General features: G+C 62.9%; 25 protein-coding genes. 10 read left to right on the forward strand and 15 right to left on the reverse strand.

All coding sequences use genetic code 11. From position 1 onward, the window contains the following. Positions 1 to 46 precede the first annotated feature (46 nt). The 5 genes from GQ651_RS17440 to GQ651_RS17460 all read left to right on the forward strand — a co-directional run bounded on the left by GQ651_RS17440 (position 47) and on the right by GQ651_RS17460 (position 5504). The gene (locus GQ651_RS17440) at positions 47 to 1051 is read left to right on the forward strand and encodes a BMP family lipoprotein (protein WP_160765565.1); all 1005 of its coding nucleotides are present in this window, start codon (positions 47 to 49) and stop codon (positions 1049 to 1051) included. A 93-nt stretch (positions 1052 to 1144) separates the two neighbouring features. Next, complete coding sequence (locus GQ651_RS17445; RefSeq protein ID WP_160765566.1) at positions 1145 to 2734, forward strand: ABC transporter ATP-binding protein; 1590 nt, start codon at positions 1145 to 1147, stop codon at positions 2732 to 2734. 3 nt (positions 2735 to 2737) lie between these two features. Further along, positions 2738 to 3886: an ABC transporter permease gene (locus tag GQ651_RS17450; protein ID WP_160765567.1), complete on the forward strand. Its 1149-nt coding sequence runs from the start codon at positions 2738 to 2740 to the stop codon at positions 3884 to 3886. Between the two features lie 4 nt (positions 3887 to 3890). Continuing rightward, positions 3891 to 4523 carry a LysE family translocator gene (locus tag GQ651_RS17455; protein ID WP_160765568.1) on the forward strand — a complete coding sequence of 211 codons (633 nt, stop codon included), beginning with the start codon at positions 3891 to 3893 and terminating at the stop codon, positions 4521 to 4523. Positions 4524 to 4526: 3 nt separating this feature from the next. Further along, on the forward strand, positions 4527 to 5504 hold the full coding sequence (locus tag GQ651_RS17460) for an ABC transporter permease (RefSeq protein WP_160765569.1): 978 nt from the start codon (positions 4527 to 4529) through the stop codon (positions 5502 to 5504). A gap of 24 nt (positions 5505 to 5528) precedes the next feature. Here the strand turns inward: GQ651_RS17460 and GQ651_RS17465 are convergent, their stop codons facing one another. Continuing rightward, positions 5529 to 6317 (reverse strand): phosphotransferase, encoded by a 789-nt coding sequence (locus GQ651_RS17465; protein WP_160765570.1) that lies wholly within the window; start codon positions 6315 to 6317, stop codon positions 5529 to 5531. A gap of 229 nt (positions 6318 to 6546) precedes the next feature. Between GQ651_RS17465 and GQ651_RS17470 the strand changes: the two genes are divergently transcribed. Both GQ651_RS17470 and GQ651_RS17475 read left to right on the forward strand, forming a co-directional pair. Beyond that, positions 6547 to 7464, forward strand: a complete 918-nt coding sequence (locus GQ651_RS17470) for a sulfite exporter TauE/SafE family protein (protein WP_160765571.1) — start codon at positions 6547 to 6549, stop codon at positions 7462 to 7464. Then, positions 7464 to 8219: a TIGR02186 family protein gene (locus tag GQ651_RS17475; RefSeq protein ID WP_160765572.1), complete on the forward strand. Its 756-nt coding sequence runs from the start codon at positions 7464 to 7466 to the stop codon at positions 8217 to 8219. The genes GQ651_RS17470 and GQ651_RS17475 overlap by 1 nt, the downstream gene beginning before the upstream one ends. Positions 8220 to 8312: 93 nt before the next feature. Here the strand turns inward: GQ651_RS17475 and GQ651_RS17480 are convergent, their stop codons facing one another. The 6 genes from GQ651_RS17480 to GQ651_RS17505 all read right to left on the reverse strand — a co-directional run bounded on the left by GQ651_RS17480 (position 8313) and on the right by GQ651_RS17505 (position 15238). Beyond that, complete coding sequence (locus GQ651_RS17480; protein WP_160765573.1) at positions 8313 to 9044, reverse strand: SDR family oxidoreductase; 732 nt, start codon at positions 9042 to 9044, stop codon at positions 8313 to 8315. Continuing rightward, a complete protein-coding gene (locus tag GQ651_RS17485; RefSeq protein ID WP_160765574.1) occupies positions 9041 to 10573 on the reverse strand; it encodes an ATP-dependent DNA helicase in 1533 nt (510 codons plus the stop codon). Before GQ651_RS17485 ends, GQ651_RS17480 begins: the two co-directional genes overlap by 4 nt. Before the next feature lie 43 nt (positions 10574 to 10616). Beyond that, complete coding sequence (locus GQ651_RS17490; RefSeq protein ID WP_160765575.1) at positions 10617 to 11255, reverse strand: acyl-homoserine-lactone synthase; 639 nt, start codon at positions 11253 to 11255, stop codon at positions 10617 to 10619. Between the two features lie 80 nt (positions 11256 to 11335). Further along, positions 11336 to 12040 carry a helix-turn-helix transcriptional regulator gene (locus tag GQ651_RS17495; RefSeq protein ID WP_160765576.1) on the reverse strand — a complete coding sequence of 235 codons (705 nt, stop codon included), beginning with the start codon at positions 12038 to 12040 and terminating at the stop codon, positions 11336 to 11338. Positions 12041 to 12422: 382 nt separating this feature from the next. Beyond that, positions 12423 to 13718 (reverse strand): crotonyl-CoA carboxylase/reductase, encoded by a 1296-nt coding sequence (gene ccrA, locus GQ651_RS17500; protein ID WP_160765577.1) that lies wholly within the window; start codon positions 13716 to 13718, stop codon positions 12423 to 12425. 110 nt (positions 13719 to 13828) lie between these two features. Continuing rightward, positions 13829 to 15238 (reverse strand): 1-acyl-sn-glycerol-3-phosphate acyltransferase, encoded by a 1410-nt coding sequence (locus GQ651_RS17505; protein WP_160765578.1) that lies wholly within the window; start codon positions 15236 to 15238, stop codon positions 13829 to 13831. A 274-nt stretch (positions 15239 to 15512) separates the two neighbouring features. On the opposite strand from GQ651_RS17505, the gene GQ651_RS17510 reads away from it, so the two are divergent. Both GQ651_RS17510 and GQ651_RS17515 read left to right on the forward strand, forming a co-directional pair. Next, positions 15513 to 17480 (forward strand): protein meaA, encoded by a 1968-nt coding sequence (locus tag GQ651_RS17510; protein ID WP_160765579.1) that lies wholly within the window; start codon positions 15513 to 15515, stop codon positions 17478 to 17480. A gap of 219 nt (positions 17481 to 17699) precedes the next feature. Continuing rightward, positions 17700 to 18197 carry an AAA family ATPase gene (locus GQ651_RS17515; RefSeq protein WP_160765580.1) on the forward strand — a complete coding sequence of 166 codons (498 nt, stop codon included), beginning with the start codon at positions 17700 to 17702 and terminating at the stop codon, positions 18195 to 18197. A 23-nt stretch (positions 18198 to 18220) separates the two neighbouring features. On the opposite strand, the gene GQ651_RS17520 is transcribed toward GQ651_RS17515, so the two are convergent. Then, positions 18221 to 18808 carry a CDP-alcohol phosphatidyltransferase family protein gene (locus GQ651_RS17520; RefSeq protein ID WP_319637482.1) on the reverse strand — a complete coding sequence of 196 codons (588 nt, stop codon included), beginning with the start codon at positions 18806 to 18808 and terminating at the stop codon, positions 18221 to 18223. 206 nt (positions 18809 to 19014) lie between these two features. On the opposite strand from GQ651_RS17520, the gene deoD reads away from it, so the two are divergent. Then, positions 19015 to 19719 carry a purine-nucleoside phosphorylase gene (gene deoD, locus GQ651_RS17525; protein WP_160765582.1) on the forward strand — a complete coding sequence of 235 codons (705 nt, stop codon included), beginning with the start codon at positions 19015 to 19017 and terminating at the stop codon, positions 19717 to 19719. Positions 19720 to 19860: 141 nt separating this feature from the next. Here the strand turns inward: deoD and GQ651_RS17530 are convergent, their stop codons facing one another. The 7 genes from GQ651_RS17530 to GQ651_RS17555 form a co-directional block, all read right to left on the reverse strand. Then, positions 19861 to 20712: an urea carboxylase-associated family protein gene (locus tag GQ651_RS17530; RefSeq protein WP_160765583.1), complete on the reverse strand. Its 852-nt coding sequence runs from the start codon at positions 20710 to 20712 to the stop codon at positions 19861 to 19863. Further along, positions 20693 to 21013: a hypothetical protein gene (locus GQ651_RS18835; protein WP_227258349.1), complete on the reverse strand. Its 321-nt coding sequence runs from the start codon at positions 21011 to 21013 to the stop codon at positions 20693 to 20695. The genes GQ651_RS17530 and GQ651_RS18835 overlap by 20 nt, the downstream gene beginning before the upstream one ends. Positions 21014 to 21047: 34 nt before the next feature. Beyond that, a complete protein-coding gene (creD, locus tag GQ651_RS17540) occupies positions 21048 to 22475 on the reverse strand; it encodes a cell envelope integrity protein CreD (protein ID WP_160765584.1) in 1428 nt (475 codons plus the stop codon). Positions 22476 to 22583: 108 nt separating this feature from the next. Next, the gene (locus GQ651_RS17545; RefSeq protein WP_160765585.1) at positions 22584 to 22814 is read right to left on the reverse strand and encodes a hypothetical protein; all 231 of its coding nucleotides are present in this window, start codon (positions 22812 to 22814) and stop codon (positions 22584 to 22586) included. A 39-nt stretch (positions 22815 to 22853) separates the two neighbouring features. After that, positions 22854 to 23882: an inner membrane CreD family protein gene (locus tag GQ651_RS17550; RefSeq protein WP_160765586.1), complete on the reverse strand. Its 1029-nt coding sequence runs from the start codon at positions 23880 to 23882 to the stop codon at positions 22854 to 22856. A gap of 40 nt (positions 23883 to 23922) precedes the next feature. Continuing rightward, on the reverse strand, positions 23923 to 24132 hold the full coding sequence (locus GQ651_RS18840) for a hypothetical protein (RefSeq protein WP_227258357.1): 210 nt from the start codon (positions 24130 to 24132) through the stop codon (positions 23923 to 23925). Positions 24133 to 24138: 6 nt separating this feature from the next. After that, a complete protein-coding gene (locus GQ651_RS17555; RefSeq protein ID WP_160765587.1) occupies positions 24139 to 24918 on the reverse strand; it encodes a succinate dehydrogenase iron-sulfur subunit in 780 nt (259 codons plus the stop codon). Positions 24919 to 24920: the final 2 nt, after the last annotated feature.

Genomic DNA, 24920 nt, shown 5'->3' on the forward strand with positions numbered 1-24920 from the left:
AAACCGCCAGCATTTATGGCCCCAAGGTCAAACTGGGAGACACTGAATGACCCTTATGCAGAAATTCCTTGGCGCGAGCGCCGTTCTGGCGCTGTCCGCCGGTGCCGCCGCCGCCGAGCCGGCCCTGATCTTCGATCTGGGCGGGAAATTCGACAAGTCGTTCAACGAAGCCGCCTTCAACGGCGCGCAGCGTTGGGCCGAGGAAACCGGCGGCACGTTCCGCGAGATTGAACTGACCTCGGAAGCGCAGCGCGAGCAGGCGCTGCGTCGTTTCGCTGAATCGGGCGCAAACCCCGTCATCACCACCGGCTTTGCCTTTGCGACGCCGATCGAGGCGGTCGCTCCGGATTATCCGGACACCAAGTTCGTCAACATCGACGGCTTCATCGCGGACATCCCGGCAAACGTACGGATGATCTCCTTCTCCGAGCATGAAGGCTCTTATCTTGTCGGCATGCTGGCGGCCGAAGCCTCGGAAAGCGGCACGCTCGGCTTTATCGGCGGCATGGACATTCCGCTGATCCGGCACTTTGCCTGCGGTTACGCCCAGGGCGCCAAGGCCGTGAACCCCGATGTTCAGGTTATCGCCAACTTCACCGGCACCACTCCCGCCGCTTGGAACGACCCTGTGAAGGGCAGCGAGCTGACCAAGGCTCAGATCAGCCAGGGTGCCGACGTTGTCTATGCCGCAGCCGGCGGTACTGGCGTAGGCGTGCTTCAGACCGCCGCCGACGAAGGCATCTATTCGGTCGGCGTCGACTCGAACCAGAACCACCTGCACCCCGGTTCGGTCCTGACCTCGATGCTCAAGCGCGTCGACGTCGCCGTCTATGACTCGATGATGGCCGGTGCCGACATCGAAACCGGCGTCGCGGTTGTCCTCGGCCTTGCCGAAGATGGTGTCGGCTATGCGGTCGACGAGAACAACGAGTCGCTCCTCAGCGAGGACATGATTGCCTCGGTCGAAGACGCCAAGAGCAAGATCATCTCGGGCGAGCTTGAAGTGGCGAGCTACTACGCTACCGACAGCTGCCCCGCGCTGGACTTCTGATCCAACTCGGGTGAGAGTTGCCATGACGCCGCGCCTGTGACGGGCGCGGCGTCTTCGTTAGGGAACAGGGATTTAGCGAGGGGACCGGGTGCCATGAGCGACACGCCCGCCATCGAGCTGAAAGGTATTTCGAAAGCCTTCGGACCGGTTCAGGCCAACAAGGATATTTCGATCCGGGTCATGCCCGGCACCATTCACGGGATCATAGGCGAGAATGGCGCGGGGAAGTCCACTCTCATGTCGATCCTCTACGGCTTCTACAAGGCCGACAGCGGCACAATCCATATCAACGGCAAGGAAACGGCCATTCCCGACAGCCAGGCGGCGATCGACGCAGGCATCGGGATGGTCTTCCAGCATTTCAAGCTGGTCCAGAATTTCACCGTGCTGGAGAATGTGGTTCTTGGCGCTGAGGACGGCCCCCGCCTGCGCCCGTCGCTGGCTAAGGCGCGGAAACTTCTGAGTGAACTCGCAGAAGAATACGAGCTGGCCGTCGATCCAGACGCCACAATCGAGAACCTTTCGGTCGGCTATCAGCAGAGGGTCGAGATCCTGAAGGCGCTCTACCGCAAGGCGGATATCCTCATCCTCGACGAGCCCACGGGCGTTCTGACACCTGCCGAGGCGGATCACCTGTTCCGCATCCTCAAGGGGCTGAAGGACGAAGGGAAAACGATCATCCTGATCACCCACAAACTCAGGGAAATCATGGATGTAACGGATACCGTCAGCGTCATGAGGCGGGGCGAGATGACCGCGACGGTCAAGACCCGCGACACGTCACCTGAGCAACTGGCCGAGTTGATGGTGGGTCGCAAGGTTCTGCTGCGCGTTCAGAAGACGCCCGCGACCCCATATGCCAAGGTGCTCGAGGTCGAGAACCTGCGCGTGAAGGACGACAAGGGTGTCGAGCGGCTGAAGGGCATCAGCCTTGAGGTTCGGGGTGGCGAGATCCTCGGTATCGCGGGGGTCGCCGGCAACGGTCAGTCCGAGCTCTTGGAAGTGCTGGGCGGCTATCGGCGCGCCAAGGGCGTTGTCCGGATCAACGGCGACCAGATCGACCTGACCGGGCGCCGCTCGGACGCACAGTCGCGGCGCGCGCGGGGTATCGCCCACGTGCCGGAAGACCGGCAGCGCGAAGGGCTGATCATGGATTTCCACGCGTGGGAAAACGTCGCGTTCGGCTATCACAACGCGCCTGAATATCAGAAGTCCAAATGGCTGATGGATAACCGCGCGATCAAGGAAGACACGAAAGGCAAGATGGAGCGCTTCGACGTCCGCCCGCCGATCCCGTCGCTGGCAGCGAAGAACTTCTCCGGCGGCAACCAGCAGAAAATCGTTCTGGCCCGCGAAATCGAGCGCAACCCCGAGCTATTGCTTGTGGGTCAGCCGACGCGTGGCGTCGATATCGGCGCAATCGAGTTCATTCACCAGCAAATCGTCGCGCTTCGCGATCAGGGCAAGGCGATCCTTCTGGTCTCGGTCGAACTGGACGAGATCATGTCCCTTTCCGACCGCATCGCCGTGATGTTCGACGGCAAGATCATGGGCGAGCGGATGCCGAACCAGACTGACGAAAAAGAGCTGGGCATGCTGATGGCCGGAATCGACCCTGCCGCCGGACCCGTCTCGGCCAAGAAAATCGCCGAAAACCTGAACGCTGCCGCGGGAGGTCATTGATCCATGGATGTGATGCCGAAATGGGCTGACGCCCTGCTCATCCCGCTGATCTCGATCCTCATCGCCTTTGTCCTGTCGGCCGGCGTGATCGTGGCCATCGGCGAAGACCCGATGGTGGCGCTCAATACGATGGTGCAGGGCGCACTCGGATCGTCCTATGGCTGGGGCTATACCCTTTATTACACGACGAATTTCATCTTCACGGGACTTGCTGTGGCGGTGGCGTTCCATGCCCGGATGTTCAACATCGGCGGCGAGGGTCAGGCGATCCTCGGCGGGCTCGGCGTGGCGCTTGTCTGTCTCTACGTTCCGTGGCCTCACTGGATCCTGGCCCTGCCCTTCGCGATCATCGGCGGCGCACTCTTCGGGGCGGCATGGGCGGCGGTGCCGGCCTATCTGCAGGCGAAACGGGGCAGCCATATCGTCATCACGACGATCATGTTCAACTTCATCGCCGCGGCGCTCCTGACCTATGTGCTGGTCGAGCTTCTGCGCCCGGCAGGCGCCATGGACCCGGCTTCGGCAGGCTTCCCCGAAGGCACGCATCTGCCGACCTTCCAGGACATGGCGGGGCTTTTCGGCATCACCGCATTCCGGGGTGCGCCGGCCAACGTGACCTTCCTTGTCGCGCTTCTGGCCTGCGTTCTGGTCTGGCTCCTGATCTGGCGGACGCGTCTCGGCTACGAGATCCGCGCCTATGGTCATAGCGAGCCCGCAGCCGTCTATGCCGGTATCTCGCCGGTCAAGATCATCATGGTGGCGATGCTGATCTCGGGCGCGCTGGCAGGCATGATGGCGATCAATAACGTCATGGGCGAGGCCGAGCGCCTTGTTCTGAACTCGGTTGAGGGCGCGGGCTTCATCGGAATCGCCGTGGCGCTCATGGGCCGTTCGCATCCGCTGGGTGTTCTCCTCGCCGCGCTCCTCTTCGGGTTTCTGTATCAGGGCGGCGCGGAGCTGAGTCTCTGGACCAACATCCCCCGCGAACTGATCGTGGTGATCCAGGCGCTGGTGATCCTTTTCACGGGCGCGCTCGACAACATGGTGCGGATGCCGCTGGAAAGGTTCTTCCTGATGTTCAGGAAAAAGCGCCCGGCCGAGCCCGCGACGGCGCCGAAGCCCGACCGCAAGTCGACGACGGCGGCGGAGTGATCCGATGGACATGACGCCCTTCCTTCCCGCTTTCATCGCTGCCTACGCCATCCTTCTAGTGGGCGCGTCTTCGCCCGGCCCGGCGGTCGCGATGCTTCTGGGCATCTCGCTTGAACAGGGTCGAAGCGCCGCGATCATCGCATCAACGGGCATCGCCATCGGCAGCGCGACGCTGAACGTGCTCACGTTGATTGGCGTCGGACTGATCCTGAGCCAGATCGCCTGGGCGATGATGGTGCTGAAGCTGATCGGTGCGGGATACCTTCTCTACCTTGCCTATGGTGCCGCGAAAAAGGCCATCAATCCGCCCGCCGTAAAGGTGGCCGAGGTGACACCCGAAAGCTGGCCGCGCCTTTTCCTCAAAGGCTACCTGCTGCAGGTCACCAATCCAAAGGCCATCGTCTTCTGGCTGGCCATCGCTGCGATCGGCGCGACGGCTGGTGGCGGACTGCCTGTTATCGCGCTCTTCGTCGCGGGGGGCTTCGTCATTTCCTTCACCTGCCACGCCGCGTGGAGCTTCTTCCTTTCCGCTGGCCATTTCCGTCGCCTCTATGCCCGCGCCCGGCGCGGGATCGAGGCGACGCTCGGCCTGTTCTTCACCTTCGCTGCCTTCAAGCTCGCCACGTCGAGGACCTGACCCATGGATCTTGTCACGCTTCTTCAGATTCTCGACAGCTCGGTGCGGTTGGCCACGCCGCTTCTCTTCGCCTGTCTCGCGGGCCTCTTTTCCGAACGGGCGGGCATCTTCGACATCGGTCTCGAGGGCAAGATGCTGGCCGCCGCATTCTTCTCTGCGGCCGTCGCCGCGCTGACGGCAAATGTCTGGATCGGAGCGCTGGCAGGCATCGGCGCGTCGCTGGTTCTGTCGGCCATCCATGGGCTGGCCTCGATAACCTTCCGGGGCAATCAGCTGATCTCTGGCGTAGCCATCAACTTTCTTGCCGCCGGTCTGACGGTTCTGATCGCGCAGGACTGGTTCAGCCAGGGCGGACGCACGCCGTCCCTGTCCGAATTCGGACCGAACGCGCGTTTCACCGAAATCACCCTGCCCTTCGCGGACGCGGCGCGCGACAGTGGGCCGGTGGGGCTGATCTATTCCGAACTGATCTCGGGTCACTCGATCCTTGTCTATGTGGGCCTGCTGACGGTGCCGCTCACGTGGTTCATCCTCTTCCGCACCCGGTTCGGGCTCAGGCTCCGCGCCGTGGGCGAGAACCCGGCGGCGGTCGACACCGCCGGTGTGTCGGTTGTCGGCCTGCGCTATGCCGCCGTTGCCATCTGCGGCATTCTTTGCGGGCTTGCGGGCGCCTATCTGGCGACCGGGCTTCAGGCTGGCTTCGTCAAGGACATGTCTTCCGGGCGGGGCTATATCGCGCTGGCGGCGCTCATCTTTGCCAAGTGGCGGCCGTGGTATGCGCTTTATGCCTGCCTGCTCTTCGGGTTCCTTCAGGCGCTGTCGCTCCGTCAGGACGCGGTCGAGCGGCTGACCCAGATCGACGTCCCCGGACAGCTTCTGGATGCGCTGCCCTATATCCTGACCGTGGTGATCCTGGCCGGCTTTGTCGGCAAGGCCATCCCGCCACGCGCGGGCGGTGAGCCCTACGTCAAGGAACGGTGAGAGAAGAGCTTGAGCTGGATCCGCTTAGTCGGACAGGTTCGCGAAAAGCCCATCCGACATCGCGTCGAAAGCGGCGGCTTCCCGGGCCCAATGCTCGAGATGTCCGCGTTCTTTCAACCTGTCGGCCGCATCTTTTCCGACCATCAGGCCGACGCTTTCTTCGTCACTCAAATGTTGAAGAATGGCGGGCACCATTTGCAATACTGCCCCCGGAGCCTGCCCGCCATATGCCGCGCAGATGCGCTTAAGCCGAATGCTGCCGTTCCGCATATCGCGCTCCGAAATCGGACGCAGGTCAGCGGACGAGAAGGAAAGCGGGACCATCCAATAGGCCAGATAGGCGAGATCGCGGCACCGCGGACCGGGTCCGCATAGGTCGAAATCGAGAACTGCAACCGGTACACCAGACCTGAAGACAAGGTTATATGGCGCGAAGTCGTTGTGACAGATCACTTCTCGCAACGAGGCATCCTGCTCATAAGACGCCCAGGACGGGGGATGGCTCGGGGCGAAATCCAGAGAAGCGTCGTGCAGCGCACGCAGCATTTCGGCGGCTTGGAGCAAAGCGAGATCCGTGTTCCAAAGGCTTTCAGGCAGTCCCGTATCACCTTCGATGAAGCTCAGAATTTCACGTCCGGCGCCGTCTATGCCTTTGAACCGAGGTGCGGCAATGCCCTTTTGCTCGAGATGGAGCAGGAACTCATGAATGGTCTTCCCGTGTGGCGTTACGCCGCGACGAACCGTATCGCCAATCCGAACGACACGGTTGGTGTTCCCACCTGCGAGAATTTCTTCCTTGCCGGATCTGACCATTTCTGGGTGATAGACACTCCGGGTTCATACCGAAAGATTGATTCGCTCTCCAGAACCCAGGCTAGGATGTCAGGATCTCGACCGGGGCCCTCTCGCTCCGATGACATCGCGCCGACTGTCGAAACCACCTGGAAAATGTAATCGCTTACATTTTTTTGCGGGTTTTCCCACGAAGGGACGCGGGGGAACCTTGCCAGAGATGGTGGCGCGGGTCTAAGGGAAAGGAGCAATGCAAATATACCTCCCTATAGCCGAGGTCTCGGTCAACGCGTTCCTGCTTCTCGGGCTGGGTGGCATGGTTGGCGTCCTGTCGGGCATGTTCGGTGTGGGCGGCGGATTTCTGATGACGCCGCTTCTGTTCTTTATCGGCATTCCGCCCGCCGTCGCGGTCGCGACCGAGGCGAACCAGATCGTGGCCTCGTCCTTTTCGGGCGTTCTGGCGCATCTCAAACGCAGGACGGTGGACCTGCGCATGGGCACAGTGCTGCTTATAGGCGGCCTTATCGGCTCGGCTGTGGGGGTCCAGATCTTCAACGCGCTCCGCGCCATCGGGCAGGTGGACCTGCTGGTCAAGCTCTCCTACGTCGTATTCCTGGGCATCATCGGCGGGCTTATGTTCGTCGAGAGCCTCAATGCGATCCGGAAGACCCGCTCGGGCAAGACCGTGACGACGCGCAAGCGGCACAACTGGGTCCATAACCTGCCCTTCAAGATGAAGTTCCGCACTTCGGGGCTCTATATCTCGGTGATTCCGCCCCTGGTCGTGGGGGTGCTGGTCGGCATTCTGGCGGCGATCATGGGTGTGGGCGGCGGCTTCGTCATGGTGCCCGCCATGATCTATCTCCTGGGAATGCCCACGAAGGTCGTGGTGGGCACGTCGCTTTTCCAGATCATCTTCGTTACCGCCTTCACGACGCTTCTGCACGCCACGACGAACTATACCGTGGACATGGTGCTTGCTGTTCTCCTTCTGATCGGCGGCGTCATCGGTGCGCAGATCGGTGCGGTAATCGGTGCGCGGCTAAAGGCCGAGCAACTGCGCATTCTGCTGGCCATTCTGGTGCTCGCCGTGTGCGGCAAGCTGGCACTGGACCTTCTTCTCATGCCGGGCGAGCTTTACTCGCTTGGCGCAGCGGCGGGCCACTGATGACTCGTCTGGCCGCCATCCTCTTCCTTGCGCTCGCACCGCTTGCGGCCATGGCGGAAGAGGTCGTGGCAGGCCTGAGTCAGTCCCGCATTTCGATCTCGACCAATTTCGATGGCTCGGAGATTTTGATTTTCGGCGCGGTAAAACGCGAATCCGAGATCGCCGCCGAGCCGCCGCTGGAGGTCATCATCACTGTCCAGGGGCCGTCGCGGCCGATCTCGGTCCGGCGCAAGGAAAAACGTCTTGGCATCTGGGTGAACACGGATTCGGTCGAGGTGGACGCTGCACCCAGCTTCTATGCCGTCGCGACTTCGGCACCGTGGGATGCTGTCATCACCGATGTCGAAGACCTGCGGCACAAGGTGTCGATCCGTCGCGCGATCCGCTCGGTCGGCGCCAGCATTACCGGGTCGGAGGATTTCACCGATGCGCTTATTCGGATCCGCGAGGGCGAGTCGTTGTACCAGACGAATATCGGCGCGGTCACGCTGGACGAGGATACACTTTTCAGCACGTCGATCCGGCTTCCGGCGAACCTGACGGAGGGCGATTACTCGGCGCGCTTTTTCCTGACGCGGGGCGGCCGCGTTCTGGACGTGCATGACACGGTGATCGCGGTGCAGAAGGTCGGGCTGGAGCGGTTTCTCTATAACCTCGCCCATCAGCAACCGCTGATCTACGGGCTTTTGTCCCTGACCATCGCCATCGCCGCCGGCTGGGGCGCGAGCGCGGTGTTCCGGTATATCCGCAACTAGGCTGTTCTGATCGGACGCTTCGCGTCCGACCGGGGCGAGGGGGCGCTGCCCCCTCGCGCTCCCCCGGGATATTTACGGGCCGATAATGAGTGCTCAGCCACGCCCGATATAGGGCATCTTGGTCGCCATGATCGTGGCGAACTGGACATTGGCGGAGAGCGGCAGTTCGGCCATTTGCAGGACCATGCGGGCGGCGTCCTTGACGTCCATGACAGGGTTCGGCTCCTTGCCCTCGGCCACGAGACGGGCGTTCAGGTCGCGTACCATCTGGGTTTCGGCATTGCCGATGTCGATCTGGCTGCAGGCGATGTCATGGGCGCGACCGTCAAGGCTGATGGCCTTTGTCAGCCCGGTAATCGCATGTTTCGTGATCGTGTAATTGGCCGAGCGCTCGCGCGGGACATGGGCGGCGATGGAGCCGTTATTGATGATCCGCCCGCCCTTTGGGCTTTGGTCGCGCATCCGGATATAGGCGGCACGTGCGACGGCGAACATGGCGGTCAGGTTCACGTCGACGACGTCCGAGAAATCGCCGACCGTGACTTCGTCGATGGCGCCCGGCTTTCCGAAGATGCCGGCATTGTTGAAGATCGCGTCGACGCGGCCCGCCTGATCGGTGAAGGCATCGAACACGGCCTCGACGGCGCACCCATCCGTGACATCGGCAGGAAGCGCGATTGCGCTGTCGAAACGGGCGGCCAACGCCTCGAGAGGCTCGGCCCTGCGCGCCACGAGGCCGACAATCCAGCCAGCGTCGAGAAAAACCTCTGCTGTGGCGTGGCCGATACCGGACGAGGCGCCGGTAATCAGGATCGTTTTCGTCATTCTGTCGTATCCTCGGCTGTGAGTGTGAGGAGAGCGGCCGGCGCTTCGAGATCGCTCGTCGTCAGGGGCTCGGCCGGTTTGCCGAGCCGGTAACGCGTAACCCAGTGAAGGCGCGTTTCGGCCCGGGTGATGGCGACATAGGCGAGACGTTTCCAGAGCGGCAGGCCCGCTTCGGTGCGCCCCGCCCGGCTGGCGGCGTAGAGGTCGGGGGCGAAGACCTGGACCTCGGGCCATTGCGACCCCTGCGCCTTGTGGATCGTGACCGCGGCACCGTGCAAGAAGGCCGCGCCCATGTTGGCGGCGAAGGGGATGAACGGCTCTTCCTCGTCGGGGAGTTCGATCTTGACGATGGAGGCGGCGGACACCTGCGGGTCGGGCGCGCCAATCACGTGAAGCCGCGAGAAGCCCGGTTTCCGGCCTGCACCGAGATAGATCACCTGTGCGCCCTTGATCAGGCCGCGCGCCTCGAGATCGAGCCGCTTTTTCCGGTGCTTGAGCGGCAGTTCGATCCCGTCGCAGATGAGCGGCTCGCCCGGCAGGAGGCTGTCTTCAGGGGCATCGTAGGCGCGCCGGAAGGCGTGGATCAGGCGGATACGGGTGGCGTTCCGCCAGACCAGCACCGGCGAACGCGCCATCATGCCGGCTTCAACGCGGGAGGCGACAACCACGCGGTCGTCGGCGGTGGAGGCATCCTCGATCATGCGCTCGAAGCCCTCGAACGTGAGCGTCTCGTCGGCGAGCGCATGGGCGAGGTCCAGGATCGGATTGTCCAGATCCTGCCGGTGCACGCGGCTGAGGGTCAGCTTCCGAGGCGCGGGCAGGTCTTCGAACACCATCGAGCCCGACTGATTGACGGGGGCAAGCTGGGCCGGATCACCGAAGAGGACGAGTGTGGGGAAGATTTCCTTCAGATCCTCGAACTGGCGTTTGTCGAGCATCGACGCCTCGTCCACGAAACCGATATCCAGCGGGTCTTCGCGGCGTTTCCAGCCGAGGATGAAGTCCGAGCCCTTCAGGCCCGCAGCCGCCAGAGCGCCGGGAACCGACTTGGCCTGTTGGTAGAAGGCGAAGGCGCGGTCAAGCGCGGCGTCGGTCAGCCCTTCGACCTCGGGCCGGTCCGCATTGCCCACCAGCCACTCTGCAATCCGCTCGTATTCCGGATCGTAGAGCGGCGTGTAGAGGATGCGGTGGATCGTGGCCGCGGGCACCCCCCGCGTCCGGAGCACGCTTGCGGCCTTGTTCGTGGGCGCAAGGATGGCCACCGTCCGCCGGTCCTTGCGGCGGCGGCCGTCATAGTCGCCCGAGATCGTATCAACGCCGGCGTCGGACAGCGCCTCGGCCAGCCGCGCCAGAAGCATGGTCTTGCCCGAACCGGCCTTGCCGATCACCGCCATCACACCCTGCTGCCCTTCGGTTCGGGGGGTCGTCATGCTTTCCTCGATGTCGACCCCTGCCGAGCGAAAGGCCTCGGCCAGACGGTCGAAGGCCTCGGCCTGATCTTCGGAAAAGGAGGTGACGGGGACGTTCATAGGGGCGGACCCTAAAGGCCCGCCCATGCCTGCGCCAGCCCGATCAGGCGGCTCCGGCGGCGAACCGGACGGTTGGCGCACCGAAGGATCGGTCATACCAGTATCGGGAGAGGTCACTGCCGACGCCCGCGCGCGCCAGTAGCTGGGGGCGAAGCGCAGGATCAAAGGCCCAGAGGCCGACGCTGATCGCTTCCCTGCCCTGCCCGTCCGTGCCGAGGATCGTCGGCCCCCAGCCGAGGCGCCGGTAAATCCGCACCATGCGCGCGTCGAAAACGCCGATCGCGTGGCTCAGATGCGCGCCGAGGCCAAGCTCCATCCCGCCAAGCATCAACGCTGCAGAGACGCGCGGCGCGGCGTCGGGCGAGAGGCAGAAGCGGGTGCATTCCCAGATAAGGGGGCTTTTGATCGCGACACCGTCGCTCAGGTGCAGAAAGTGATCCTCGGCCATGTTCGGACCGGTCGTCGGCAGAAACCGCATAGAGCCGCCATGGCTTCCATCCGCGTTCTCCCAGATGACATAGAGCGGGTTGAGGGCATCATAGCCGTCGCGCTCGTAACCGTCGGCGCCGACGGTCACATCCCATTGCAGGCGGTCACAGAACTGCGCGGCGCGGTCGCGGAACATAGTGTCGGCAAGGCGGGGAAATTGGGCGAGCTGGTCGGCGTAAAGATATCTGAGCATGTGTCCCTCCGGCTGAATTGATGCCGGAGGGATAGAACTCGGGTGTTAATTCGGCCCGACAGCAGCGGGCGGACGGGTTGTCAGACCACTAACAGACCGCTCGCAAGGGCACGGGCGACAGCATGGGTCGTGTTCAGTGCGGCGAGTTTGAAGCGGGCGCTTTCGATATAGACCCGAAGCGTATGTTCGGAAATCGACAGCGCCTCCGCAGCCTTTGCACGACTGTAACCCATGGCAAGCATCGTCAAGGCGTCGGTTTCGCGCGGACTGAGACTGACGAGTTGCGCATGATCCGTGCCGCGTTCGATCTCAAGAGCCTTCTGGTTGATGTAATGAGAAACAAGAAGGAGGTTCTGGACATTCTCCTGCGTGAAGCGCGCCCATTTTTCGTCGGTCATACGGTCCGAGATGGAGAAAAGCGCGAACTGCCCGGAGGGTCCCCGGATCGGAAGCGAAAAACCTTGGTTGCCGACACCGCTGTCGATCGCCTCGCCCAGAAACGAGCGCTGTGCCTTGCCGGACCAGTCCAGTTGCTTCCAGTCGATCGGGTGGAAGCGGCGGAAGCACGCCTGCACCACCGGATCGACCCGTGCATAGTCCTGCTCGATATATCGGTTCACCCAGCTGTCGTCATAGGTCAGGGCGGCGTATTGGCCGCCCGACGCATTGACCGAGTGATAAACGATATGCTCGACGTTCAGGCCGTCCCTCAGCCCGACGACAAGCGCGTTCAGGCCCTCAAAGGTTTCGACCTCCTGTAGCTGCTCGATAAACGCTTCCAGCATCGCACAATCCCCGTCGCGCAGACCCGTGCGCTATCCCTTGTGTCGATGCGACCTCGATCTGAGCCACCTCCACGCTGGAGCGCAACTGCCGTTCAAGAGCTGGCAACCCATTTTTTTCAGCGAAGTCAGTCAGGTCCGCCAGGACATCGAGTATCCATTCATTCGCCATCATCGACTCTCTTTTTCAAAGGTTAACGAAGCATTAAAACAACCATAGCATGTGACGATTTTTCGGAAAATTCACTGATTTCAACTCCCCAGAAATAGGGAGGGAGCCGTTTTCATCCTTCTGATTCTTAAAGATTCCGGGATCCAGGGCGCCCAAATGCAATCGCGCCGGGCGGATAGCCCGGCGCGATTCGGCTTGCAGGGTTTAAACATCTCAGAGCGAGGTGCTCGCCTCAAGCGTGTCTTCGAAAGTGCGGAGACCCGTGCGGGGCGCCTGCACCAGTACAGCCATATTGCCCGGCTTGTGCTCGTTCCGGCGCATCTTGATATGCGCCGCCGGAATATCCGCCCAGGTAAAGACTTCGGACATGCACGGATCGAGGCGGCGCTCGACCATCAGCTTGTTCGCGGCTGCGGCCTGCTTCAAATGGGCGAAGTGGCTACCCTGAATGCGCTTCTGGTGCATCCAGACATAGCGTGCATCCATCGTCAGATTGTAGCCGGTGGTTCCGGCGCAGATCACCACCATGCCGCCCTTCTTCACGACGAAGGTCGAGACAGGGAATGTGGCTTCGCCCGGATGCTCGAAAACCATGTCGACATTCACGCCCTTGCCGGTGATGTCCCAGATCGCCTTGCCGAATTTGCGGACCTCGTTGAACCACTCCTTGTATTCGGATGTGTTCACGGTGGGCAGCTGCCCCCAGCAGTTGAAGTCTTTGCGGTTGATGACCCCTTTAGCTCCCAAACCCATGACGAAGTCACGCTTGTCCTCTTCCGAGATCACGCCGATCGCATTGGCGCCCGCAGTGTTGATCAACTGGATCGCGTAGGACCCAAGACCACCGGACGCGCCCCAGACCAGCACGTTCTGTCCCGGCTTCAGCTCGTGCGGATGATGACCGAAGAGCATCCGGTAGGCCGTGGCGAGCGTCAGCGTGTAGCAGGCGCTTTCTTCCCATGTCAGGTGCTTGGGCCGCTCCATGAGCTGCTGCGCCTGAACGGTGGTGAACTGCGCGAACGAGCCATCCGGTGTCTCGTAGCCCCAGATCCGCTGGCTGGGCGAGAACATCGGATCGCCGCCGTTGCAATCCTCGTCATCGCCGTCATCCTGGTTGCAGTGAATGACGACCTCGTCGCCGACCTTCCAGCGTTTGACCTTGTCGCCCACCGCCCAGACGATGCCCGACGCGTCAGAGCCGGCGATGTGATAGGGCGCACCATGCACGTCGAAAGGGCTGATCGGGATTCCGAGGCCGGCCCAGACGCCGTTATAATTCACGCCGGCGGCCATCACGAGCACGACCACCTCGTGGCTGTCGGGCTTTTTCACATCGACGACTTCAAGCTGAAAGGACTGATCCGGTTCACCGTGACGCTCGCGGCGGATCGCCCACGCGTGCATCTTCTCGGGGACGTGCCCCAGTGGAGGCATTTCACCAATCTCGTAGAGGTCTTTCACCGGAGCGGAATAGGTCGTCATCGCGTCTGCCTTCGTATCCAAAGCCATCTCAGCCTCCTATCAGAGCAGCGCTGCAACGCAGAATCGCAACGCCTTCACCAGAGGAGGTAGATCCCGTCACGCAACTTTGCAAACGAAAAAAACCAGAAATTGAAATTTTATGACTTTTTGGATTTTCCGTTACCGTTCGGCAAGGGTGCGGGAAATTCTGCAGCTGCATCGAAGTGCTGCCGGATGGAATTGGCATAATACGAGGCAAGAGCGTCATCTGCGATCCGGTAGACCTCGCCCTCCCGAGTCAGGATCTGGCGCAAGGTCAGGACATCCAACTCACGACGAAGGGCGCTTTCATCGTCAGGCGCGACCGCGTCGACCATTGCGGTCTTCGGAACGGATTTCAGCAAGTCGGCCATTTTCGCACCGATCTGCTGAACGGTTCCGGCGCCATCCAGATTGACCAGCGCGACGGCGACGAGCGGCGTGGTCAGAACCGGCACATTGGCCCGGATGTCGCCCGTCAGCCGGCGCGCCAGACGCTCGACCACGCGCCCGCCGCCTGCCGCCTCTTCCGCAAGCGAGACCGGGCATCCGAAAGTGACTGACGCCACGCCGAACCGACCGACCTTTCCCTGAATGCGCCTTCTCACATAGCGGATCGTGAAGCGGATTGCCTCGGGGGCAGAGGCCTTGAACCGATGGTTCGGGTCGCGGTCTGCAGCGACCAGGATGCGGTCCTCGACCACGCGGTCGTAGTTGAGCGAGACAGGCACGAACACAACGTCACGGCCCTCGGGATGCCAGCCCTCGACGATGTAGCTGAGAATGCCCAGCTTCGGCTCGCCTACCAGACCGTTCCGGCTGAGGCCGCCTTCGGGGAAGACAGCCTGTGTCACGCCCGCCTCCGTCGCGCGGCGCACATAGACCGACAGCACCTTCCGGTAGAGTTCGTTGCGCGAACGGCGGCGAATGAAATAAGCCCCCATGGCGCGGATCAACCGGGAAAGAGGCCAGACCCGCGCCCATTCGCCCACGGCGTAGCTGAGCGCCGATTGCGACGCGGCCAGGTAGGTCACCAGCACATAGTCGAAGTTCGAACGGTGATTCATGACGAAAACCACCGTCGCGTCGGGGTCGATACCTTCTAGTGCCTCTACGTCGATGCGGTGCAACCGCACCTCGAACAGCTTGGTGGACAGCCATTTCGACGCGCGTATTGCGAAACCGAAATACGCGCTCGCAGAGAAAGATGGCACGATCTCCCGGGCATAGTGGCGCGCTTTCTCGAAGGCGACGTCCTCGCGCACCTTCTGGTCGACCGAATAATGCTGAACAGCCCGGACCACGTCGGGGTCGTAAATCACCCGCTGAATCATGTCCTGACGGCGTAGAAGCTTGAAGGGCTGAATCGGCCGCTGAAGCCGCTCGTTCAGACGCGCGACGACCCTCTCGGCGCGCCGCCGGAAGAACCAGCGCACGGACGGAAACAGGAGATGCGTCGAGGCTGTGACCGCCGCGAAGAGCAGGATCAGGATGAGAAGCCAGAGCGGCAGGGAAACCGTTTGCGTCATGCCGTTCCGAGCGCGCGCCTAGTTGCGGGTCATGCAGGCCAAGGATGATCCAGTCGACAGAAAGAGAGCCCTTTGGCCTCTACCTTCCTGCAGCGCTGCATCAGCCTGAGCGATCATGTCCGGGGTCCCCTTCCTTCCGCACAGTGTCGCGTTGCGTGGCTGCCCTTGCAAGCACGGGATTCGCCGCAACGCAGCGAATTGACAACGCCATAAGATTTCGAATATCTGTCATTTCGTGAAATAAAATTACAGACGCGAAAGAGGGCCGCCCGCCATGTCGCAAGCGCAGAAAGATCGCCCCTGGCTGTTCCGGACCTATGCCGGACATTCGACCGCCAAAGCGTCGAATGCGCTCTATCGCGGCAACCTCGCCAAAGGGCAGACGGGCCTTTCCGTGGCTTTCGATCTGCCGACCCAGACCGGTTATGACAGCGACCACCGGCTTGCCCGCGGCGAGGTCGGCAAGGTGGGGGTGCCTATTGCGCATCTGGGCGACATGCGGACGCTTTTTGCGGATATCCCACTCGAACAGATGAACACGTCGATGACGATCAACGCGACAGCGCCCTGGCTTCTCGCGCTCTACGTCGCGGTAGCCGAGGAACAGGGCGCCGACATCTCGAAGCTTCAGGGAACTGTGCAGAACGACATCATCAAGGAGTACCTGTCGCGCGGCACCTACGTCTGCCCGCCCAAACCGTCGCTTCGGATGATCACCGATGTGGCCGCCTGGACCCGCTCGGAACTGCCCAAGTGGAACCCGATGAACGTCTGTTCCTATCACCTGCAAGAAGCGGGCGCGACGCCCGAGCAGGAGCTTGCCTTCGCGCTGGCCACCGCCACGGCCGTGCTGGACGACCTCAAGGGCAAGGTTGCGCCCGAGCATTTCCCCGCGATGGTCGGCCGTATCAGCTTCTTCGTGAACGCCGGCATCCGCTTCGTGACCGAGCTCTGCAAGATGCGCGCCTTCACCGAGCTCTGGGACGAGATCACAGCCGAGCGCTACGGCGTCGAAGACCCGAAATTCCGGCGCTTCCGCTACGGCGTGCAGGTCAATTCCCTGGGTCTCACCGAGCAGCAGCCGGAAAACAACGTCTACCGCATCCTGATCGAGATGCTGGCGGTCACGCTGTCGAAAAACGCCCGCGCTCGCGCTGTCCAGCTCCCCGCCTGGAACGAGGCGCTTGGCCTGCCCCGGCCATGGGACCAGCAGTGGTCGCTTCGGATGCAGCAGATCCTCGCCTTCGAGACCGACCTTCTGGAGTATGACGACCTGTTCGATGGCAATCCGGCGGTCGAGCGCAAGGTCTCGGCTCTCAAGGAAGGCGCCCGCGCCGAGCTGGCCCAGATTGACGCGATGGGCGGCGCGGTCGAGGCGATCGAATACATGAAACGACAGCTTGTCGAAGCCAACGCCGACCGCATCCAGCGGATCGAGGCCGGCGAAACGACGGTCGTCGGCGTCAACAGATACGAGACAGGGGAGCCCTCGCCCCTGACCTCGGGGCCGGACGCGATCATGGTGGCCGATGCTAAAGCGGAAGCCGACCAGGTCGCCCGGCTCGATGCGTGGCGCGCGGAGCGCGACGGGGCAGCGGTCAGGGCCGCGCTTGCCGATCTCCGCGCCGCCTGCGCCGAGGGTCGCAATATCATGGGGCCGTCCCTCGCCGCCGCCCGCGCCGGCGCGACGACCGGCGAATGGGGTGACGTGGTGCGCGGCGTTTTCGGTCAGTACCGTGCGCCCACCGGCGTGTCGTCGGCCCCGTCGAACCGGACCGAAGGTCTGGACGAACTGCGCGAGGCCGTCGACGCGGTCTCGGCAAGGCTGGGCGAGCGGCTGCGCTTTCTCATGGGCAAACCCGGCCTTGATGGTCATTCCAACGGCGCCGAACAGATCGCGGCGCGCGCGCGCGATGCGGGGATGGAGATCACCTACGAGGGCATTCGCCTGACACCCTCCGAAATCGTCGCTGCCGCGCGTGACGGGCGCGCGCATGTAATCGGGCTGTCGATCCTCTCGGGCTCGCACATCCCGCTGATCGAGGAGACGCTGGTCGAGATGCGCGCCGCCGGTCTCGAAAACGTGCCGCTTGTGGTGGGGGGGATCATCCCTGAAGACGACGCCGAGCGCCTCCGCGGCATGGGCGTGGCAGCGGTCTATACGCCCAAGGACTTCGAACTGAACCGTATCATGTTCGATATCGTGGCGCTGGCCGATCCCGCCGCCGTGGCTGCCGAATAGGTCGCCTGCAGAACAGGCGCAGTGCGGACACACTGACCTCCACAAGCTTCAGCCGGGCTGGAACTGTGCGGCGATCCGTGCGAGACGCTGGCCAATGACCGCTTCGCTTCAGATGCATCGCCCCGTGTCGGGCCGAATTACCCGCCCGGCCTGAACTCCGGGCCGGGAATTCCTGCTGCTGAAACATACGCGCGATCCGCGCACATCAAGGTCATCTCCATGTCACCTGACACACCCGTGCTGCACATGATGTGCGGCAAGATCGCCGCCGGAAAATCCACGCTTTCGGCAACACTCTCTCAGGCAGACAGGACCGTTCGCATCGCCGAGGACGACTGGCTTGCCGCGCTCTTCTCCGGCCAGCTTGCAAGCGGACAGGACTATCTGCGCTGCTCCGAACGCTTGCAGAAGATCATGGCACCCCATGTGTCAGAGCTTCTCAAGGCAGGCGTGTCGGTCGTACTCGACTTCCCGGCGAACACGCCGCAGCAGCGCGCCTGGATGCGAGATGTGATCGCGACAAGCGGAGCGCGGCATCAGATGCACGTGCTCGACGCGCCGGATGCGATATGCCTGGCACGCCTGAGTGCGCGAAACGCGTCGGGGCAACACGCCTTTACCGTCACCGATAAGATGTTCCACGCCTTCACCCGGAATTTCGCGCCGCCCGGCGCCGAGGAAGGATTCAACATCGTTCTGCACAAGGTGTCGGGATAGGTGGGCGGATCCTCCGTCCGGCCCTAGCGTGCGCCGAACGCCACCCAACCCTGACGCCAGCGAAGCACCGTCGTTACCGCGCATGCTGCGGCGAAAATGTAGGCGATCGTGGGGAAATGGGCCGGGAAAAGGCACATCAGGACGAGCACCACGATGGTCTCGAAGCCCTCGGTCAGCCCGCCCAAATAATATATGCCCTTGCGCGGGAAAGCCGCCGCCGTGTCGCCGCGCCGGCCCGCAACCGCCGCGAAGGCCAGAAAGGATGAACCGGTGCCGATGAAGGAGGTAATCAGGACCGCGGCGGCCAGCGCATTGTCCTGAGGATCGGCCAGAGCGAAGCCAAGCGGCACGAGCGCGTAGAAGGTGAAGTCCAACGCGATGTCCAGATACGCCCCCCGGTCGGTCGGCTTTGTCGCCCGCGCGACCGCACCGTCGAGACCGTCGCAAAGCCGGTTCAGAAGGATCAGAAGAAGCGCAATCGACCAGTACCCGAGGGCCAGCGCCGGAACGGCAAGCACACCGATGACGAAGCCGAGGATGGTGATACTGTCCGCCGTGGCGCCGAAAGACGCAGCCCTCCGCGCCAGCGGCTGCAGCAAACGCTGCGACATGGGCATAAGTGCTGCATCGAACATCTTGAGCGCAGTCTCCTGAGCGGTGGCTCCCTTCCTCTGATAGGCGACCGACCCGCCATGGGAAAGCGATATGACAGCCTCTCTCCGCCATGTGAACGAACGAGAGCACGGGTCGAGGGCCTCTCTTCCTCAGCCCCGCCGAAGGCGATAGTCTCGGGCGAACAGTCAGACGGAGCAGAGACATGACCATCCATATCGGCGCAAAACCCGGGGAGATCGCGGAGACGGTTCTTTTGCCGGGCGACCCCTATCGCGCGCGTTGGGCCGCCGAGACCTTCCTCAAAGGCGCCGAACTGGTGAACGAGGTGCGTGGCATGCTGGGCTTCACCGGCACCTGGCGCGGCAACCGCGTAACGATCCAGGGCTCGGGCATGGGGATGCCGTCGCTTTCGATCTACGCCAATGAGCTCATTCGCGACTATGGCGCGCAGACGCTGATCCGGATCGGCTCCTGCGGCGGCATGCAGGAGCGCGTGAAGGTGCGCGACGTCATCCTCGCGATGTCGGCCACCACGGTCTCGACACCTTCGCGCGGTATCTTCCGCGAGCTGAATTTCGCGCCCACCGCCGACTGGTCGCTTTTGTCCGCCGCCGCCCGCGCGGCAGAGGGCAAGGATGTCGGCGTCCATGTCGGCGGCATCTATTCCTCGGACGTCTTCTACGACGAGCGCCCGGACCTGAACGAGCAGATGACCCGCCACGGCATTCTCGGTGTGGAAATGGAAGCGGCCGAACTCTACATCCTCGCGGCCCGCTACCAGCGGCGCGCCCTTGCTGTTCTGACCGTGTCGGATCACCTCATCACGGGCGAGGCGCTGCCTTCCGATCAGCGCGAGAAAAGCTTTGGCGATATGGTCGAAATCGCCCTCGAAGCCGCCTTCTCGTAACGGGACCGATCCCGCGAGAGGCATTCTCATTATCGGCCCGGAAATATCCCGGGGAGCGCGAGGGGCAGAGCCCCTCGCTTCTGTCGGATGCGGCAGCATCCGACCACCGCGACCCGGCGCAGCCGGGGCGCAAATCCTGTCTCAAAGACCGTGCGACCGGTCGTAGGCGCTCGGCTCGGGCACAGACCAGCCCGCGGGCGGATCACCCTCCCAAATCTCGACCAGAAGCGGGTAGCAGGGCGCCACATCCGAGGAATGCTCGGACCCGCAATCGCCTCCGGGGCAGGCCGAGAGCGCGCCCAGAAGGTCGATCTCGGCAAAGAACGTCAGGCTGTCACCTGGGCGAACCGGCGAGGCCTTCATGAAATACTGACCGGTATCGCGGGTGAAACCGGTGCACATGAAAACGTTCAGCACGTCATGTATTTGGGCTTCGGCCTCCTCAGCGGACATCTGCCGCGCCCCGGCCAGCGCGCGTGTCAGGTTCGAGTGACAGCAATGGTGATAATCGCCGCCCCCCAGAAGGCGCCCGGTATAGGGATCGCAACGCGTGCCGATCACGTCATGGACACCGCCGCCATCGGCATCGAGCCCGTACCAGTCGAGCGTGTCGTCGATGATCGTCGCCATCGGCCTCAGCCGTGGAAAGACTGACCAGAGCCTGTCGCCGGTCGAGACATGGGTGCCGTGAAGCGCTCGCGTCTTGCCCGAATAGAAGCGCTCACTCAGGTCGTTTGCGTTCCAAAGGTTCAGGTCTCCCACCTGGGGCCCTTCGACCGAGATGATGCGGAACACAGCCCCCGCCGGCACGTGAAAGCTGGCGGCCTCACGCGGTTGGGCGATGACCTCCCCCGTCTTCCGGTAGCCCGCATAGGCTTCAAGATAGGCGGCGATATCGGCGCCCGGCAGGGTCTCGGTCGGGTAGCAGATCACCGCGGGCGCGGCACGGCGCGCATCGGCATCGGCGGGGGCTTCATGGGTCACGGGGCGCATTCTCCTTGATCTCTCTGGCGCGCTCGCGGACGGGCGTCTGCACAGCGCCGCGCATGCGGTAGTCTCTCCAACGGCGCCAAGCAGGCCGCGTATCCATGCCCGCGACGGCGATGCCGAGGGGGATCATCCAGAAGCCGAGCACCGGAAGGAAGCCCAGAAAACCGAAAACAATAAGCACAATCCCAATAGGCCAGCGCCAGCCAGGCGGCACCCGCCGCCGCACCGAAGCCCGCCCCTTTGCCATCAAAGGGACGAGCCTCGCGCGCATGCCTGTTTTCGGTGTCGTCTTCATGCTCAGCATCTAAGGCACCGGCAGGCGAGATCAAAGGCGCTCCCTAACCGGGTGTTTCAGCGTCGGGTGAAACCGGCGCACTCTTGCCGAGATTTCGGGGGAAGGGCCAGCGAAGGCCGGGCCGCGCCTCGCGCCATTCCTCGTTTCGTGTGGCGAACATGGTTCCGCCGAGGGCGAGGAACGACAGCGTCGAACCGGCGAGGAGCGCGTAATCCGTGCTTCTCAGGACCAGGAAAAGAACGCCATAGACCGCTGCCAGCACCAGACCGAGAACCCCCGCGCGCCGCCCGAAGCGCATCCCCTTCCAGGCGTAGGCCACGATCAAAAGGACAGTCGCCACCGAGGCAATGGCGTAGGCCGAACCGAAGCCCAGATGTTCGGCGTAGGAGACGAGGAGCAGGATGAAGACCGCCTGCGCCAGCCCGATCATCAGGAATTGCACCGGATGGGACGGTCTCGGCCCCGCGCGGTCGATCAGCAGAATGGTCAGGAAGGTCATCGCAACGAACAGGATGCCATAGCGCGACGCGCGCCATGCCTTCTGGTAGAAGTCGTTCGGTGTCAGGAAACGGACCTCCATGGTGGCGGTTTTGCGAGCAAGGCTGTCCGTCCACTCCCGCGACACTGCCGGAAGCCCGCGCGCCAGATGCGGCACGGTCCAATCCGCCGAAAACCCGTCCTCACGAACCTCCCGCGCGTCGGGCAGGAAGCTGCCGTCGAAACTCGGATCGGGCCAGTCGCTGTCGAGCGCGAACCGGGTCAGACGGCCCGTGGCAGTAACGCCAAAGCTCTGCGCCCCGTTCAGACCGAGGGTCATTGTGAACGCGTCTAGCGCGCGGGGATCGCCCACTTCGGCCACGATCCCGCTTGCCTCCGACGACGCGTGCACCGGCTCGAGGGCAAAGCTCTCGCTGCCGCTCACAAGCGTCGCTTCCCCCCGAAGACCCCGGCTTGCCCCCAGGTACGAGCGCACCTCGGCCGCCGGCCAGTTCGCGGTCTCACCGGGCGCCAGGACGTCGATTACAAGCTCCGGGTCGAAGTCGAACCCGATGTCCACGGAGGCGGAATAGACCGGCACCTCGAAGATGCCGCGCTGACGCGTCTGGCTGGTCATTGCCACCTGATAGTTCAGCGTCTCGGGATAGAGGTAGACTGGCGGTTTGGTGACGGTCTCGCGCTCTTCCACCATCTCGTACATGAGCCGGCCCTCGGCGTCGCGGCGCGACAAGCCTGTATCGGGGTCGGTTGCGATCTGGCGCTTTTCGCGGCGCAACTCTTCGGTCACGGGAATGACCAGCACCGGACCCGACAAAAGCTGAGACCCGCCCCATTCGCGGCTGATGTCAGCGACGGTCTCGTCACTGTAGCGCGCCCTTTCCCAGACCACGTCCGAGACGAGGCTCATCGGGATGTTCATGACAAGGACGAGAAAGGCGACGACGATAAATCTGAAGCCGGTAGATCGAAACATGAGGGCTTTCCTGCGTTGGGTGAGTGATCCCTCAGCCCTAGACGCAGCCACCCGCAAAGCGCGGTCAGCGGTTACGCAGTTTTCCCCGAGGCGTCGTGCAGAAAGCCGTCAGGCCGTACGGCGGCCGAGCCGCCTGAGCCCCCATTCGAGCACGGCAAGGATGCCGAGGGCCGCCACGGTCAATGCCAGTAGCACGTCCGGAAGCGCCGGATGCCATGGCCCCATCCAGACCGACGGGTAAAGAAGCGGCACCCACGGCAGCGTCATCAAGGCGGCGATGACGGGCCAGCCAAGCGGGAACCCACGGCGCAGTGCGCCCGCCGCGACCACGCCGATCACGAATAGACCGAGGATAAAGGCGTTCCGCCCGCCAAGCGCTTAGGCGGAAAAGACCATCGCCAGCATGCCCGCGCCCCCTGCCACTACGGTCACGGCGTAGGCGTTGTCACCGCTGTCCCGTCCCCTGATCCAGTCGATGAGGAAAAGAAGCAGGGCCGCAAGGGCGAGAACCTGCGGCGCATAGCCGACCGCCGTTGACACGTGCCGGTACGGCATGTCCGCCCCGCGCGTGTCGATCTGGGCATAAGGCGCATCCTTTATCTCTCCGAAGCGCATCCCCAGGAACGCGCCCTCGCCCGGTTTCGGCTTGCGGCGGAATTCGTTCCCCCGCACGGCGCGCTCGTAGAACAGGTCGCGATCCATGTCGTAGACCGCACTGAAATCAAAGGCGCTTTGCTCGAAAGATACGGGCTGAATACCCTGAAACTTTTCCAGACCCAGTTCCGAGGTCAGCGTCACCTGTGTCCGCCAGCCTATGGGCGTGATCGTGAAATTCCCCCAACCTGTGACCGAGTATCTGACCGTAGACCATTCGGCGAGGTCACGCGGAGCGCGCGCGGTGAACTCGAGGCGATGCTGGCCGGTCTGGGTTTTCTGGAACCGGGTTTCGCGGCCATCGGCCTCAAGAGTGACATGCCCCTGCAATATCTTGGGCATTCCGACACGGACCCTGATCCGCGCCTCGCGCCAATTCAGCGTCTCGCCGTCGGACAGAAAGCTATCCCACTCCAATGGCTCGAAGCGCATGCGGATCGACACATCGGACTGGTGATAGGGAATTTCGAACCCGCCGTCCGACACGGTGCGGCGCGTCTGGTCGATCTCTACGAGGGCCTCCGCCGGAGCGAGGAGGATCTGGCCCCGTCCGCCGACAACTGGGATGACCAGTTCGGGACGGAACGTGCCCGGATGTTGCCCCACGGACTGCCCCAGATCAAAGCGCAAAGCGCTGAACGCGTCGGAACGCTCGCGAATATGGTTCGCCAGCGGCTCCAGAAAGGGCGCGGCGATCATGATGGTCAGCAAGAGCAGGAACAGCCTGCCGAAAGAGGGGCGTTTCGACGTCATGCGCCGCAGTCTTTCGCGCGATTACGGCCACAAGAAGGCGTCAGAGCCCGGTCATCCCGTCCCGTTCAGGGTCGCGGCAGACCAGCGGTTCCTTTTCAGACACGACCCTTTCGCTGCAATAGGCGCAGACCCAGTCGCCCGCCGCGCGGTCCTGCCGCCAGCGGCAGTTGCGCGTCAGCGTGGTCATCCGGCGTTTCCAGACCATATAGGCAAAAACGCCGAACCCCAGAATGAACAGAAGAAAGGCCACGAAGGATCAGACGATCCGTTCCACCATCATCTTCTTGATCTCGGCAATCGCCTTGGCCGGGTTTAGCCCTTTGGGGCAGGTCTTGGCGCAGTTCATGATCGTGTGGCACCGATAGAGTTTGAACGGGTCTTCCAGCTCGTCCAGCCGCTGGCCGGTGGCCTCGTCCCGGCTGTCGATGATCCAGCGATAGGCATGAAGAAGCGCGGCCGGCCCGAGATACCGGTCGCCATTCCACCAGTAGGACGGGCAAGACGTCGAGCAGGAAGCGCACATGACGCATTCATAGAGCCCGTCCAGTTTCTTGCGGTCCTCGATGGACTGACGCCATTCCTTCTGAGGCCGGTTCGTCTTGGTCTCGAGCCAGGGCATGATCGACGCGTGCTGCGCGTAGAAATGGGTCAGGTCGGGGATCAGGTCCTTGATGACCGGCATATGCGGCAAAGGGTAGATCTTGATGTCGCCCTTGATCTCGTCGAGGCCATAGATGCAGGCCAGCGTATTGATGCCGTCGATATTCATCGCACAGGAGCCGCAGATGCCTTCCCGGCAGGACCGGCGGAAGGTCAAGGTCGGGTCGATCTCGTTCTTGATCTTGATGAGCGCGTCCAGAACCATCGGCCCGCAGGTGTCCATATCGACGAAATAGGTGTCGACGCGCGGGTTCTCTCCGTCATCCGGGTTCCAGCGATAGATCTGCACCTTGCGCAGGTTCGTGGCGCCTTCGGGCTTGGGCCAGGTCTTACCCGTACGGATCGTGGAGTTCTTGGGAAGGGTCAGTTGGACCATGA

The sequence above is a fragment of the Kangsaoukella pontilimi genome (assembly GCF_009830125.1).
In the GTDB taxonomy this organism is placed as follows: Bacteria; Pseudomonadota; Alphaproteobacteria; order Rhodobacterales; family Rhodobacteraceae; genus Kangsaoukella; species Kangsaoukella pontilimi.